The sequence below is a fragment of the Candidatus Neomarinimicrobiota bacterium genome, assembly GCA_041862535.1.
Lineage (GTDB): Bacteria > Fidelibacterota > Marinisomatia > SCGC-AAA003-L08 > TS1B11.
On record JBGVTM010000181.1, the window covers coordinates 1 to 15,275 of the forward strand.

Consider the following 15,275-nt stretch of genomic DNA (forward strand, 5'->3'; position numbering starts at 1 on the left):
CGGGGTCATCCGGAAGTTCTGAGGGGACATGTTCACGCGGGTGTTCCATACGCGGCTGAGCCAGTTCGCCGTGCAGGCGGAGCGGCTGGTGGACCCCACCCTGGCCACCCATCCCATCGCGGTGATCACCTCCCCGGCGCAGAACGGCACCATCCTGGACCTCTCGTCCGAGGCGCGGGCGGAGGGGCTTAGCCGGGGGATGCGGGTGTCACTGGCGCGGAAGGTCTCGCGCATTACCGTGCTGCTACCCTTCAACGCCGCCCTGTACCAGAAGGTGCAGGGGATTCTGTTCCAGCGGCTGGTGCGGTTTTCCCCGGCGGTGGAGCCGGTGGGCTACGGCAGTTTTTTCCTGGACATGAGCGGCATGGTGGGCATTTACCGTTCCCTGGAGCAGGCGGGACATCTGCTGGCCCGGGACGTGGCCGGGCAGCTAGACCTGACGCCGCGGGTGGGCATCGGCCGCAACAAGCTGGTGACCGCCATCGCCACGAGATTACCATGGGACGACCACGTGCTGGAGGTGCCCCAGGGGAACGAGCCGGGGTTTCTGGCCCCCCTGCGCAGCCGCATGCTGCCCGTGGCCCGGGAGAAGCCCGTCCACCGCGCGATAATGGACCTCAACCTGCTGATTATCCAGGACGTACAGCATTTGATCGTGCGGGAGTCCCTGCGGCAGGCGGTGTTCGGGGCTTTCGCCCGGCAGGTGGCCGCCCAGGCCCAGGGCATCGACACCTCGGTGGTCAGGCCGCTGCAGCTGGGTATTGCCTCCGACCATATCGTGGAGCGCTATGTCCTCCCGGAGGACACCAACGACGAGGAGCGGCTGCAGGGGGCGGTGCAGCTGCTGGCGGAGACGGTGGGGTACCAGCTGCGGCGGTCGGGGCGCGTGGCCCGGCGGGTGACGCTCCAGGTGCACTACACGGACGGCTACGAGCTGCGGGCCGTGGGGCGGCTGGCGCGCAACGATGCCGTGAGCGTGATGCAGGAGCTGGTGGGCCTTTACCGGCGGGCCAATCGGCGGCGGGGACGGCTCCGCGCCCTCACCGTGGACGCCGACCGGCTGGAGCCCTTCGCCGAGCAGCTGGCCCTCCTCGACCCCCGGCGGGAAGAACGGCAGGAGCGCCTCACCCGCGCCCTGGACCACCTCCGCCAGCGGCACGGAAACGGCCGGGTGCTGCCGGCCAGCGCCCTGCTGCCCGGCCAGGAAAGCAAGCAAGCCGCCTCCTAACCCTGACCTCCCTCAGAGAGAGGGACTGAAGGAAGATACCTAGAACTGAGAAAAAGCGCAGATGTTCTGCCACCTGAACGTCCACTCGCACTATTCCCCCCTGCGGGGGACGGCCCCGGTGGAGGCGCTGGTGGAGCGCGCCCGGAGCCTGGGCATGACCCACCTGGCCCTCACGGAGGTCAACGGCCTGTGGGGGTTCGTGCGCTTTACCCAGCTGGCCCGCCAGGCCAGCCTGCAGCCCATTTGCGGCGCCCACGTGCTCCTCCGAATGCATCCCTGCGGGATGGGCGGCGACCACCACACCCTCCCGGCCCAGGACGTGCTACTCCTGGTGGAGAACCGGGCGGGCTACGCCAACCTCTGCCGCCTTCTTTCCCGGGTCCATGACGAGCCCGCGAGCGACGTGGCGGCCCTGCTGGCAGCCTTCGGGGAAGGGCTGTTCGTACTGTGCCCCGATCCGGCCCTGCTGAAACGCCTCGCCGGTATCCTGCCCGCCGACCACCTTTACGGCGAACTGCGGCCCGGTCGGGACAGCACTCCGCTCCTGGCCGCCGGCACTGAACTGGGGCTGCCGCCGGTGGCCACCGGTGAGGTCTGTTTCCTGATGCCAGAGGATGCCGAGCTGTACCGGCTGCTGCGGGCCATCGACCGCAACGAGCGCCTCTCCGACCTGCCTGAGTGGGAGGTCAAGTCACCGCAGCACTACTTCGCCGACGAGGCCGAGCTGCGCCGCCGCTATCCCCATTGTCCGGAGGCAGTAGAGCGGGCCTACGAGCTGGCCCGGCGCTGCCACACCGACTGGGACTTCTCCGGCACCATCTTCCCCGGCGTGGGATCCGGCACTGACGCCGACACGCGCCTGCGGCAGCTGGTCTATACCGGGGCCGCCCAGCGCTACCCCGCTCCTCTATCCCCGGAAGTGGTGGCCCGCATCGAGAAGGAGCTGGACCTGATCGGCCGCAAGGGATTCGCCTCCTACTTCCTGGTGGTGGCTGACATCGTCCGCGGGGATCCCTACGGGACCGGCAAAACGCGCCTCACCATCGGCCGGGGCAGCGGCGCCGCCTCCATCGTCAGCTACTGCCTGTTCATCACCCAGGTGGACCCCCTGCACCACAACCTCACCTTCGAGCGGTTCCTGCACGAGGAGCGCACCGACCTGCCCGACATCGACGTGGATTTCGCCTGGGACGAGCGGGACGAGGTGCTGGAGTACGTCTTCCAGAAATACGGCTACCAGCGGGCGGCCATGGTGGCCAACCACGTGACCCTGCAGCCCCGGGCCGCCGTGCGCGAGGTCGGCAAGGTCTACGGCCTGACCAACGAGGAGATCCTGGCCGTCACCCGGCGCATCACCCTGGTATTCGCCGAAGCGGGGCATGCCAACCTTTTCGGCCGGGACATCTACCCCCTGCAGCTGGACGGCGTCGGCCTTCCCGCACCGAAAACCGCCCCAACGCCCGCCCTCAACCTGGACGACACTCTGCGGCACATCCTCGACCTGGCCCTGCGCCTGGTGGGTGTCTTCCACTACCCATCGGTGCACCCCGGCGGCGTCATCGTGGTACCGGACGAGATCCGCCGCTACGTACCGGTGCTCACCGCCCCCAAGGGGGTCCCCATCGTCCAGTGGGAGAAGGACCAGGTGGAAGACGCCGGGCTGGTGAAGATCGATCTGCTGGGCAACCGCTCCTTGGCGGTGGTACGGGATACCCTGCGCCACATCAACCTCTACCGCCGACCCCAGGACCACTTCTCCTACCACCACATCCGGCCTGTCGGCGACCCCAAAACCACCGCTCTCATACAGCAGGGACGCACGATGGGGGTCTTCTACATTGAGAGCCCCGCCACCCGCCAGCTGCTCGCCAAGGCCGGCCGGGCCGACTTCGAGCACGTGGTCATCTACTCCTCCATCATCCGCCCCGCAGCCAACCGCTATATCAACCTCCTCATCCAGCGCATCCACGGCGCCCCCTGGCAGCTGCTCCACCCCGACCTGGACTTCCTGAACGAGAGCTACGGGATCATGGTCTACGAGGAGCAGGTCTTTCTGGCGGCCGTAGCGCTGGCTGGCTTCTCCTACGGGGAGGCCGACACCCTGCGCAAGATCGGCACTAAAAGGTCCCTGCGGCCCAGGATTCCAGCCTTAAAGGAAAGGTTTATCTCACAGGCAATTAAGCGCGGTTACGACAAAGAAATGATCCGTCATGTATGGGACATGATTGAAAGCTTCCAGGGGTACTCCTTCTGCAAGCCGCACTCGGCCTCGTACGCCATGCTGTCCTTCACCTGTGCCTACCTGAAAGCTCACTACCCGGCGGAGTTTCTGGCGGCGGTGATCTCCAACCGGGGCGGCTACTACTCGCCGTACGCCTATATGAGCGAGGCCCGGCGCCTGGGGGTTACCATCCTTCCGCCCCACATCAACCGCAGCCAGCGGGCATGGAAAGGGCATAACGGCAAAATCCGGGTGGGTTTCATGGAAATCCGCTCCCTCCAGGCTGCCAGCATTGCGGTCGTGCTTAATGAGCGCAAGCAGGGCGACTTCGCTTCTCTGGCGGATTTTCTGGAGCGTACCAGGATCCCCTTTGCCAACTGCCGGGCACTCATCCGCGCCGGCTGCTTTGACGAGCTGGAACCGGAGCGCTCCCGGCCCGACCTGCTGCTGCAGCTCATGGAGCGGCACGCCGCCGCCACCGCCGGGGCCCAAGTCGCCAGCGGGGTTCTGGCAGGCATCGAAAGTCAGCTGAGCGGCCCAGCAGGCAAAAGCGAGAGACAACACCCCCCTATGCGCCCCCTCACCGAGCGGCAACAGTTCGATATGGAAGTGGAATCCTTCGGTTATCCGCTGTCCCAACACCCGCTGGACCCCTTCCAGGAAGCCCTCCAGGGGCGGGCCACCCCGGCCCGTGGCATCCCCCACCACGTGGGAGCCACCATCACCCTGGCAGGGGTATGCCTTACCACCAAGACGGTGAAAACCCGGCAGGGCGAGGCCATGGAGTTCCTCACCTTCGAGGACCAGACGGGTTTGTTCGAGTGCGTTCTCTTTCCCGCCCAATACAAGCTGTTCAACGACCTGGTGCGCTGGGAGAAGCTGTTCCTTATCCGCGGGAAGGTGGAGGAAGCCTGGGGGGTCTATACAGTCACCATCGAGAAGCTGGTCAGCCTGGGACAATCAGTCAAGAAGTGGGCGCAGAAAAAATAGCGTCCCAGACAAGCGGATAATTTGATTTACATAGCGCGGTGCCCTATATTTTATATAACGAGCATTCCAATTCTCTCCGGCAGTAAGCGCAGAGTCTTGATCAATGGGGAAATAAAATGAGAAGTGGCAGTGTCCTTCCCTGGGTCTTTTTGGGCATCATTATCGGGATGTGCTTCTACGGCTGTTCAGAGCCAGAAGTAGAGACCCCGCGGTATGAGGCTTCGCCACTCGAACAAGCCTACCAGGAACAATCAGATCCGCTGCTAGGAAAATTCTTTGAGAACTGGCAGCAGGGAATCCCCCACATTTCAGATCAGGAGCTGTCGCAGCTGTCAGCGGCCAAGCGAGCGATTTTCGAAGTATTCACCAAATTTTATAATCCCTTCAATCTTTCAGCAACTGGTGGCTCGGAGTGGGGTGACTCCCTATATGCTGGCATCCGCTATGCGGTAATTCAGAACCGGGTGGATTTTGGATTCGTCCGAAACAACCTTCCTGATAGCCTTTGGATATATAGCTATCTCACGCCGGAAGTCGAAGACAGCATTCTAAACTTTCGGCCGCAGACACTCTTTTCAAATGCCCCATCGATCTATTATTCACAAAAATACCAGGACATTATCACCGCATTTATTGGTGATACAGCCGAAGTCTGGGAGCGGGTGGATTTTCTCAATCGATATATCCGCATTATTCCTGGGCATTGGTTTGGATGGCACGTCGAGACCCATCCACTCGCATCTTTCATTCTAATAGACTACGCCCTTGAACATGCTAAAGTATATTACCAAATTGTCTACCAGGGAGGATTCGCCTATCTCACTAAGCAGAACGGGCACTGGACCATCGCTCATGCTCAATTGACCTGGATTATGTAAGTACTGTCTACTCGTGCTCGGCGTGGAAGGCTGGGTGGACGAATCCGAAGCGCCGCCGATAGTAGTACCGGGATAGGTAGAAGTCGATGATGATGGGGATAAAGAGTAAAGGATAGCGCGAACCGACAAAAATGGCAAAGATCAAGACTAAATAGCGGTTGGTTCGCACTACGTCCCGCATGCGCCTGTAATATAAGGCCACTACAAAAAAGGGCAGGGTGAGAACGGCCGTTGTGGAGATCACCGGATCACCATTCCGGTAGCCCCATACAGTGGCGACAGCCGCCATAAGGGTGGCAATCGCGAGCGTGAAAGTGATCAGCACGTTGCTCGGTCTGGCACCAGCAGCGAGATGTTGCGGGCCGGGCGTGATCGCCGTCAACCCACTGACACCGGCGAAGGCCAGAAGGTAGGGTGCTGCCAGATTCAGACTGTCCACTAGCGGCGCGCCACTGGCGGCCCAGCCCAGGTAAAACAGGGCAGCACCGGCCAGGAGATGAATGCTGGCTTCAACTACCGGCCGATTCCCCCATATGGCTGGCAGTGAGCCGTACAACAAGCCCCATATCACAAAGAGGGCCGCGCCTGTCAGCAGGGCCAGCCAACCGCCTGGTATAACCAGTACCAAGCCAAGGCCAAGGAGGATCCACGTCAATCGCCGGGCTTTACCGGAAGCTATGTTTCCCTCCTTAAGCACCGAAGGATAGCCTTTAATGTCTAGTTCCCCCCCTTCCTGCAGCTGGGTCCGAAGGAAGGCCGCAGCGGTAATCAAAGTAACCCCGACGAAAAGCAGACAAATTCCCCAGTCCCAGGCCACCCGCCAGAAGAGGTTGGGCACGGAAAGCCATTGACCCCCGCCCAGGCCGGCAGCGGTGGTCACCCAGACGGGGATAAAGATGGTGGGTCGCAGCAGGAAGAGCCAGTCCAACCGGGGATATAATCTATCCAGCAGGTGGTCAAACGTCCCTTTCAGGCCGCTCTGTTCGGTTTGCAGGTGAGTGGAAGCAGTCTTTGCCATGGTATGAGTGTCAATTAACGATCGCTGGGCGTCCGTTTATTAATCTCGAAAATGTCCTTGTCGAACCCTTCCGACAGCGTGATAGGATAATCACCGGAGAAGCAAGCGGTGCAGAAGTGGTCGGGCGGCAAATCCATGCTGTCCAACATTCCTTTCAGCGAGATGTAAGTCAAGCTATCCACCCCCAGATAGGCCTCGATCTGGTCCTTTGTGCGCTGATTGGCAATTAGTTCCTCTTCCGTGGGGAAATCCAGGCCGAATTGACAGTGATGGCGGATAGGCGGCGAGCTGACCCGCACATGGACTTTTTTAACTCCCGCCTGGCGCAGAAGGCGCACCAGGTTGCGCATGGTCGTGCCCCGGACAATGCTGTCATCAACAATAACCACTTCCCGATCCGCCAGAACGCCTTTTACCGTATTGAACTTCAGTTTCACGGTGAGATCCCGCAGCTCCTGCTCGGGTCGAATGAAGCTCCGGCCAACGTAGTGGTTACGGATTAGACCGATTTCGTGTTTGATACCGCTGCGTGAGGAGTAACCCAGGGTGGCGGTATTGCTGGAGTCGGGCACCGAGATAACGATATCGGCCGTTGGCGCCGGGGCCTCCTCCGCCAGGGTCTTGCCCAGCTTGCGGCGTAATTTGTCCACGTTGGTGCCAAAAATCCGGGAATCAGGTCGGGAGAAGTAGATGTATTCGAATATGCAGTGCTTGGGGGTGCGCTTGGGCGGGTGATAAACGGATTGGAGTCCATCATTGTTAATGGCCAGGATTTCCCCCGGCTCAACGTCGCGCAACTCCTCGGCTCCCAGCAGGTCCAGGGCACACGTTTCGGAAGCCGCTACCCAGGTCTCCCCCAGCCTCCCCAGGGTGAACGGCCGCCAGCCGAAGGGATCCCGGGCCGCAATCAGCCCTTCCGGAGCCAGGATGAGCAGGGAATAGGCGCCCTCCACCTGCTCCAGGGCCGTCGCCAGCCGATCAAACATCCGCTCGTCGGAAGCCCGGGCCATGAGGTGGACAATAATTTCAGTATCGGTAGCGGTCTGGAAAATGGCCCCCTCCTTCTGGAGCCGCCGACGTGTGCCCGTCATATTTACCAGATTCCCATTGTGGGCAATGGAAACAGGCTCATCCTCCACATTGAAAAGCAGGGGTCCCACATTTATGACATCCAGACCACCAGTGGTTGAATAGCGCGTATGTCCGATGGCCATCGTGCCCGGCAGCTCTTTTAAGCTGACCGGATCGGCGAAAACGTCGGCGACCAGACCCTGTCCCATGTGACGGTGCACCCGCTCACCATCATAGGAAACGATGCCCGCTCCTTCCTGGCCGCGGTGCTGCTGGGCATACAAGCCCAGGTAGGCCAGGGTGGCGGCTTCAGGATTGCCGTAAATACCGATAATACCGCACATAGTCTAGCTATTACGTCGGTACAACCACCTCATGAGGTAAATAGTTCCAGAACCGCATCAAAGAGGATATAGGCCACCACACTGCCGGCAATGATGAAGAAAGCCATAGCCAGATACTTGGGCACTTTAAACCAGGTGCTGCCGGTTCTGAGTTCTTCAATGAAGTTCGGCACCTTCCACTGAACCAGGATAAAGATAGCGGTCAAGAGACCACCAATGGGAAGCATATAACCTGCTGAAAAATCTTCCAGGAAACTAAAGAAACTCTGCTGAGTGATGGGGTTGAGGATGTTGAATTCACCCTTCGAAAGAGAGGCAAAGACGCCTACTAGGGCAATGATTCCGCCGAAGGTATAGGTTGCCACCGGGCGGCTCCATTTTTTCTCATCGATGAAATAGGCGGTAACGACTTCGAGGATGGAAATAGCCGAGGTCAGGGCCGCCACGAAGAGGAGAAAGAAAAAGAAGACGGCGAAGACCCGTCCGCCCGGGATCTGGGGAAAGAGAGTAGGCAGCACCATGAAGACCAGGCCATCCCCCCCGGCCGGATTCTGACCGAAGGCGAAGACCGCACTGAAGATAGCCACCCCCGCCAACAGTGCGATGGAGGTATCCAGAATAATGACCCAAAAAGCGGACTTCACCAGGTCGGAATCGCGTCGCAGGTAGCTGCCGTAGGTAATCATGGCTCCCATGCCCAGGCTCATGGTGAAGAAAGACTGTCCCAGGGCTTGCATTACCCCGCTGGTACCCAGGTCTCCCCACTTGGGCTGGAACAGAAAGCGGATACCCTCCATCGAGCCCTTCAGGGTGATTCCCCGGATGACCAGTATCAACAGAATAGCCAGCAACAGGGGCATCAGGATCTTGCTCCAGCGCTCGATACCCCCCTTGACGCCCTTGGCAATGATCAGGATGCACAATCCCATGAAGATTAGGTGCCAGACAACGGGTCTGATGGGACTAGTGGTAAAACTATCGAACATCTGGCCGGCCAGATCGCTTCCAGGTACGAACTCGTTGAAAGTGCCTTTTATTGCCAGCCAGGTATAATTCATCGTCCACCCGCCTACTACGGCGTAAAAGGCGAGGATGACAAAGGCGGCGGACACTCCCAGGAAGCCGACCCATTTCCAGGCCGGGCGCTTCGCCAAAGTCCGGAAGGCGCCCACCGGATTAAGCTGCGTCTTGCGGCCGATGGCGAACTCCGCCAGCAATATCGGCAGTGCCACCACTAATAGGCAAGCCAGGTAAACCAGCGTAAAGGCAGCACCGCCATTCTGCCCGGCAACGTAGGGAAAGCGCCAGATATTTCCCAGGCCGACAGTCGATCCCGCCGCGGCCAGAATAAAACCTACCCGGCTGCCCCATTGTTCACGCTCCCTGGTCATGGACGCTCCTCAATCGGGTGGTTTGAAGGCAACCTGGCTAGTTGGGTGGTATCTGGTGGAAACGTACTCAGGTGGGCATCAACGTAGGCGTCCATCATACCCAGGAGGTAGACGAGCAGCGAGCGCCACGCATATTTGTTTCGCATATCGAGATAGTAGTTCTGGGAATGGGGCAACGAGGGCTCATAGTGGTTGTAGTGATCCCTGCTCTGCTGGAATTGATAGGCATAATACCCCTGGGCTGCTATCACCAGGATCGACTTCAGCCAGGCCCGATTGTAAATCTGCCCACCCCCGGGAATCAGTCCTAACAGCAGTGCCGTGCGAGGGTTCGGTACCCGCTGCAAAGTGTCTGATGAGGCAGGCTGTGTTTCGGGGGTCTGACCCCCAATAGACTGAAGGAGCACCAGGACCAGCACCAGCACCAATAACGGGCAGCGAGGTGATCTCACTAGATATTCCGCACGATCTGAATGGCCGACGGTAAGATGCGTAAATCGAGCTTATAGACGTCCAATCCCATTACTTCCCCATCAACATGCACCGGCATGGGCAGCTCGCTTACAACCGTGATATTAGCCCCGGTCAGCTGGGTCACCTCCTTAATTCTGTCGATGGTGCCGGTCTTTAGACGGCCAAAATTCGCGATGATCTTGAGGGGCGAAATATCCTCCACATGACAGACATGCAATATATGATCATCGACGCGTGCTGCCGGTGTCAGTTTAAGTCCCCCGCCGATAAACGGCCCGTTTCCGATTCCCACCAGATAAGTGGTACGGGAAATGGTCTGGTTATCGACGGTAAGGGTCATCGGAACGGCTTTCCAGCTCCACATGGTGCGGAAGATGGCCACTAGGATAACCAAGGGACCCCTGAGCCACTGGATCTGCTCGGCCTCGTAGTTGACCCGCCCATCAAAGCCGATGCCTACGGCGTTGACGAAGTAGCGCCCATTTACAAATCCCACATCGATGGGTGTAGCCGTTCCATGGCAGAGCAGCTCCATGGCTGCGTCGATACTCAGAGGAATACCGGCGCTGCGGGCGAAGTCATTGCCGGTCCCATAGGGGATAACCGCCAGGGGTGTGGTGCCACCCACCATCCCCTGCACTACCTCGTTGACAGTCCCATCACCCCCGAAGGCGGCCACCAGGTCATAGTCACGGGCGTGAGCCTTGGCCAGCTCGGTGGCGTGCTCGGGATTCTCCGTGACCATAAAGTCAAAGCTGCAGTAATCCTTGTGCTCCTTAGTGATTCGGCGCACCTTCTCCAGGGCTTTAACGGCCCCACCGCGGGAGGCGGCCGGGTTGGCAATGACCAAGATCTGCTTCATAGCCATCTCGAGACCGGAGATTTAAGTCTGGAGACTAGTTGCTGTTTTCCTTTAATAAACATTAAACTACTATCTTTTATGAGTTTCGAGTGAATTACCTCTGGAGCTGGTTCAAAACAGGCCCCGAGCCTCAAGTCCCTTCCCGTAAGGCTACCGCTTCGATTTCCACCTCGGCTCCCAGCGGCAGGGCGGCGACCTGCACCACCGAGCGGGCCGGCGGTTCCCGGGAGAAATAGCGTTCAAATACCTTGTTCAAGGCAGCAAAGTTATTCAGGTCGGTGAGATAGACGGTGAACTTGATGACATTCTCCAGAGAGCTTGCTCCGGTTGCTGACAGGATTCCCGAAATATTGCGAAGGACCTGATAGACCTGGTCCTCGAAGGGACCTTCCACCAGTTTACCGGTGGCGGGATCTAGTGGTATTTGCCCGGCGGTGAAGATCAGATCACCGCAGCAGACACCCTGGCTGTAAGGGCCGATGGCCTCCGGGGCTTGGGAAGTGTGGATGATGGTGCGCATGGGTCTTTCCAATAAGTTACGGGTTAGGGGTTTCGAGCCTGCCCAAGGTAATCCGCGGTGGGGAATATAGCAGGATACCAGGTTTCAGGTTTTCCCTGAATAGGTTCCTGTGTTGAAGTTCAAAGTAGCAAATCTGCTCATTACTCCTTATCTCTCATCTCTCGAATCTCAGGTTTGGTGTCGGGTAAATTTTCAGTGATGATCTCCCAGATAATAGCCAAATCAACACGAAAGTATTCATGAGCTGCGATATTCCTTAGCGCGATCATCCTTTCCCAAGGGACATCGCTATATCTATCCCTGACATCCTCCGGGATATTCCTCGAAGCCTCACCAATAATTTCAAGATTGCGTATGACAGCGTCAACGACCAGCTCATTTTTCACAAAGGTTTCATAAGTCAAATCTTCTGTGTAGCGCTCAATTTTATCCATCGCTGCAAGTATATCTTCAATAAATAGTTTGTAATTGATCCTTCTCAAATGTAAACAACCTCTTGCAAGATTTTATCCTTGAATTGTGGTCTTAACCCTCCAATTGTAACTAAATCTACTTCCTGGCTTAGAATCTCAGCCAGAAGTTCCTTAAGATCAAAGAATTCCCATCCTACCGGTTCACTAAACTCAACTAAAATATCTACATCGCTTTCCTCCATGTATTCCCCGCGGGCATATGAGCCGAAAATCCCGATCTCCTTCACCTTGAAATTCTCCACAAGGGAGGGCTTAAGTTGTTTCAGGGCGGCTTCTATCTCGGCTCGGGTCTTCATTTTTGAAACTTTCATTTTTCACTTTGCATAGAAGGGCTCAATTCCCCATACCCGAGCCCCTAGCCCCAAGATACCCCCCTGGCTGTAGGGACCGATGGCCTCCGGGGCTTGGGCAGTGTGGATGATGCTACGCATGGATTACCTCGCGAACCGATTCAATTATAATTAGAAAATTATATTCCAAAGTATTACCTATGGTATATCTTTTCGAGAATTATTGTCTGAAGTAAGGACTGCAAGGGCGGAATCCAATGCAGTTGTACGAACCGGGCGCAGGAACAATCAAGAGAATACCGGCGAATGTCGAACTATCAGACGCCAGCACTATCTATTCACCAGTCAGGGAGGGATTTTGCAATATGTTCTTTCTTCAGCCTGTCGTTGTATTTCACTGCGGCATTGAAAGAGCCAAAAATATTCCCCAGATACCATCCCATTGATAAAACAGTTGCCGTGGTACCCGTAACCTTTAAGCCATTTCTAGCGATTTCATAGCTTGAACCCAACAACAATGAATTTATAACCAAGGCCACGAATGCAGTCTGATAGTTGCCGGTATACAGATAACCCGACCCTGGAATAATGCCCGATAAGATAGCCGCAAGAATTGGGCTCTTCGCTTTTATTCTTTCCCCATCCTGTGCAGCTATGGCCAGTCGTTTTGAAGCTGCCGCGATTGACGTATCATCACAGGTCTCCAATGCCTTGAAGTAGGCATGTGCTTCGTCCCAGTTATATAAATAGAGATTGGATACGCCCAGGAAATATTGCGACCTCGGATCGTCGGTGTTTTGTCTCAAGAAGAGGATCGCAGAGCCGGGGTGGCCCAATTTCAGATAGCTGAGCCCGGCGTAGTGGATCATTGCAGCATATATAGTATCGACATTCGATATCACCGGTCTCATCGCTTCAAAATATGAAATAGCACCCTGATAATTACCGGCCAAATAGTAACACTTTTCGATTTGAATGATACCATAGCCCGAGTCTCTGGCAGTCCTTGCACGGGTATACAAATAGCGCTCATACTCCGTTATGGCGCGGTCATACTGCTCGCTATTGTAAAGGTGATCGGCGAAATCCAGTACGGAATTTCCCTGCGGAAAAAGAGACCTATGCAATGGAATGAGAAGCAGGAAACCAGCGAGAAGTATTCTCACATTATTCCTTCGCTCTGAAAATTGACGCATTCATCTCAACAGGGTCGAGAGCATACCAGCGGCCATTTAAAACGATGGTGTCATACAGATGCAAATCATTACCGCAGCGCATCAGTCGATCAGCGGTCATGATAAGACCACGGAAGAATCCATAACGATTTATGGCCTCCCAGGCATAAGCAGAACAACTGGGATACATAAGACAACGATCACCAGCAGCAGGTGAAATGTACTCCTGGTAAAATCCAAAGGCCCATCCGTAGACGTCGGAGTCTTGATTCTTGCTGTGTTCAGGGGTAATAAGGGCCTGAGTGCTATCCTGGCCCAGTATATCGCTAGCAAATAGTACCGCTAACAATAATAATATTGGCCTGGCTCCCACAATATTTTCATAGCTGCAATGATGAAAGCTCAGCCAGGAGGTAGCCTAAATTTGTTCTAACCGCGCCTTCATTGGCCTTTCTAACACGTTCAGATGCAACCAAGGATTCCAAGAATGCTGCCTGGTATGTAGATATAATATCCTTTGACCAGACCAGTTGATTATTAGAGCTATCTACCAGATAATACCTCACGATCAGGCTGACGGTCATATCAACGCCGATAATTGGTTGATCCTGGGATACAATCATCGCATTAAGGGTGTAGTCTGCCGCCGTATAGTCCCGTACCATTTGGAAGAGTCGTGCTTCTCCCAACGCCACCAGCAACGCTCCTCTAAATGACAGGGCGTCTATTCTTGATCCCTTAATAAAGGGGTCACTTTCTTCGCCGCCTGTAACCGTCCCTAGAATTAATCTCTTATTACTGTGATGGAATGCGCCGCCGCTGACGTCAGGAACCATCTGCATCACTTGTGGCGCGATGGCACACGCTACAAAGACCAGCGGCGCTATCAATATGATAAGGAACCGCTTGGGGATCATCATCCTGCAACTCCCTCTCAAAAGGAGTAAGATAATGTCAAGATAGTCCCATCTTTAGTTGGGACCATATTCAGCCCCAGGTTAGCCTGTCCCGAGAAAAGGCGCTTGTATAGATTCTCGTTATATTCCTTGGTCTTTTTTGATACGTCAATCATTTCCCAGATAGACAGGCCGATATATCCGATCATCCCGACCGAATAAAACGCATTGTATTCATAATCGATATAAGTATCTCCCCACTCATCTATTTTTTCTACTTCTTTCATCCCCAAATCTGATGCAATAAACGCAAGCGCAAATCTCGCACCTCCGAAAATGAGGCCCCTGGTCCAATCGCCGATATAAGCATGACCCAAGCTGGGGATCAGGCAGGACAGGCACGAGGCCATGGTCGGATTCTTCTTTTGACTATCATACAGCATAAGCAGTTGGGCATCGCCGGAGAAGGATGGCTGCCGGCCCGGGATTGGGGTGATCGGCAGCTGCGGTTGGGGTGCCGGGGTGACAGCTGCCTCCGCTCTTGCGAGCACCTCTTGTTCCAGCGCTTCGGCCTCGTCATTTCGCCCAGCCAGCATGAAGGATACAATCTTCATCCCATCGGTGAGCATGTCATCCAGTTCGCCTTTCAGGTCAAAATCTGAAACACCGAGCAATTTACCGGTTTCTACATCCACAACTCGTGCCGAGACGGAAAAGGTTTTGCCGACTTTGCTGACGCTTCCCCCGACCATCTGCTGCGCACCTATCAGGCGACCCACCTGAACCAGGCATTCATCCGAGGTGCAGCCAGCCATCTGGAAGTCCTGCTCGGAGAGAATGGTTTCCATCATGCCGCGGTCTACCACCTCAAATGTCCCGAGCTTGAAAAGCTCATTTCTCAGCCGGTTGGATAGGGCAATGGCTTCATTCTGCGAAATGCCGAATCCTTCGAAGTCGAGCACTGCGATAGGTATCACTTGAGCAGTGATGATGGTGTATGGGAAGAGGATGCAACTTAGAAAATGAACGGGATCATACTTGAATATGCCCGTGGCCCTCATAATTATTTCCCTCTTGAATACTGCTATGGGCTTATTCCTACATAAATATAAACAATCTTTTATATTGAATAAAGCTATTATCCACCCTTGGTTGACGATAATTGTGCACTTTCCAACCGCCAGCGCACATCCGGTTCCCGGTTGGCCCTGGTCTCGTCCAGGCGGCGGACGGGGGTCTTGGTCGGAGCAGTGAGTAGCGCTGCCGGTGCTCGGGTAGTATGGATCACCTGAAGCATGTATTGCTTCTGGAGTTTCAAGTGTTGGGTTTCAACTGTTCAGGTGGGAAATGCAAAATACAAACGAGGGAATTGGATTGGTTTTAATAATCACGAGAACCGGCAGCAGGTATAGTCAAAATTCCCCTAACGCTATTTCGATACCCA

General features: G+C 56.1%; 16 protein-coding genes. 3 read left to right on the forward strand and 13 right to left on the reverse strand.

Annotation, left to right across the window (positions count from 1 at the left end):
* Positions 1-28 precede the first annotated feature (28 nt).
* From ACETWG_06505 to ACETWG_06515, 3 genes are all read left to right on the forward strand, one after another.
* Positions 29-1,228, forward strand: a complete 1,200-nt coding sequence (locus ACETWG_06505) for a hypothetical protein (GenBank protein ID MFB0516238.1) — start codon at positions 29-31, stop codon at positions 1,226-1,228.
* 61 nt (positions 1,229-1,289) lie between these two features.
* Positions 1,290-4,439, forward strand: coding sequence for a DNA polymerase III subunit alpha (locus ACETWG_06510; GenBank protein ID MFB0516239.1), 3,150 nt, complete (start codon positions 1,290-1,292; stop codon positions 4,437-4,439).
* A 116-nt stretch (positions 4,440-4,555) separates the two neighbouring features.
* Entirely contained in the window at positions 4,556-5,317 is a 762-nt protein-coding gene (locus tag ACETWG_06515; protein MFB0516240.1) for a hypothetical protein, read from the forward strand.
* A gap of 7 nt (positions 5,318-5,324) precedes the next feature.
* On the opposite strand, the gene ACETWG_06520 is transcribed toward ACETWG_06515, so the two are convergent.
* From ACETWG_06520 to ACETWG_06580, 13 genes are all read right to left on the reverse strand, one after another.
* Positions 5,325-6,335: a hypothetical protein gene (locus ACETWG_06520; protein ID MFB0516241.1), complete on the reverse strand. Its 1,011-nt coding sequence runs from the start codon at positions 6,333-6,335 to the stop codon at positions 5,325-5,327.
* Positions 6,336-6,349: 14 nt separating this feature from the next.
* Positions 6,350-7,750, reverse strand: a complete 1,401-nt coding sequence (purF, locus tag ACETWG_06525) for an amidophosphoribosyltransferase (GenBank protein MFB0516242.1) — start codon at positions 7,748-7,750, stop codon at positions 6,350-6,352.
* A gap of 29 nt (positions 7,751-7,779) precedes the next feature.
* Positions 7,780-9,141: a sodium-dependent transporter gene (locus tag ACETWG_06530; protein MFB0516243.1), complete on the reverse strand. Its 1,362-nt coding sequence runs from the start codon at positions 9,139-9,141 to the stop codon at positions 7,780-7,782.
* Positions 9,138-9,593, reverse strand: coding sequence for a DUF5683 domain-containing protein (locus ACETWG_06535; protein ID MFB0516244.1), 456 nt, complete (start codon positions 9,591-9,593; stop codon positions 9,138-9,140). The genes ACETWG_06530 and ACETWG_06535 overlap by 4 nt, the downstream gene beginning before the upstream one ends.
* Positions 9,593-10,477 carry a diacylglycerol kinase family protein gene (locus ACETWG_06540; protein MFB0516245.1) on the reverse strand — a complete coding sequence of 295 codons (885 nt, stop codon included), beginning with the start codon at positions 10,475-10,477 and terminating at the stop codon, positions 9,593-9,595. The genes ACETWG_06535 and ACETWG_06540 overlap by 1 nt, the downstream gene beginning before the upstream one ends.
* 130 nt (positions 10,478-10,607) lie before the next feature.
* The gene (locus tag ACETWG_06545) at positions 10,608-10,997 is read right to left on the reverse strand and encodes a RidA family protein (GenBank protein MFB0516246.1); all 390 of its coding nucleotides are present in this window, start codon (positions 10,995-10,997) and stop codon (positions 10,608-10,610) included.
* 140 nt (positions 10,998-11,137) lie between these two features.
* Complete coding sequence (locus tag ACETWG_06550) at positions 11,138-11,479, reverse strand: DUF86 domain-containing protein (protein MFB0516247.1); 342 nt, start codon at positions 11,477-11,479, stop codon at positions 11,138-11,140.
* Complete coding sequence (locus tag ACETWG_06555; GenBank protein MFB0516248.1) at positions 11,476-11,781, reverse strand: nucleotidyltransferase family protein; 306 nt, start codon at positions 11,779-11,781, stop codon at positions 11,476-11,478. The genes ACETWG_06550 and ACETWG_06555 overlap by 4 nt, the downstream gene beginning before the upstream one ends.
* Before the next feature lie 317 nt (positions 11,782-12,098).
* Complete coding sequence (locus ACETWG_06560) at positions 12,099-12,926, reverse strand: hypothetical protein (protein ID MFB0516249.1); 828 nt, start codon at positions 12,924-12,926, stop codon at positions 12,099-12,101.
* Position 12,927: 1 nt separating this feature from the next.
* A complete protein-coding gene (gene yidD, locus ACETWG_06565; GenBank protein MFB0516250.1) occupies positions 12,928-13,308 on the reverse strand; it encodes a membrane protein insertion efficiency factor YidD in 381 nt (126 codons plus the stop codon).
* 7 nt (positions 13,309-13,315) lie between these two features.
* Positions 13,316-13,855 carry a hypothetical protein gene (locus ACETWG_06570; GenBank protein MFB0516251.1) on the reverse strand — a complete coding sequence of 180 codons (540 nt, stop codon included), beginning with the start codon at positions 13,853-13,855 and terminating at the stop codon, positions 13,316-13,318.
* Positions 13,856-13,869: 14 nt separating this feature from the next.
* The gene (locus ACETWG_06575; protein ID MFB0516252.1) at positions 13,870-14,892 is read right to left on the reverse strand and encodes a DUF2380 domain-containing protein; all 1,023 of its coding nucleotides are present in this window, start codon (positions 14,890-14,892) and stop codon (positions 13,870-13,872) included.
* A gap of 77 nt (positions 14,893-14,969) precedes the next feature.
* Positions 14,970-15,128, reverse strand: coding sequence for a hypothetical protein (locus tag ACETWG_06580; protein ID MFB0516253.1), 159 nt, complete (start codon positions 15,126-15,128; stop codon positions 14,970-14,972).
* Between the last annotated feature and the right edge of the window lie 147 nt (positions 15,129-15,275).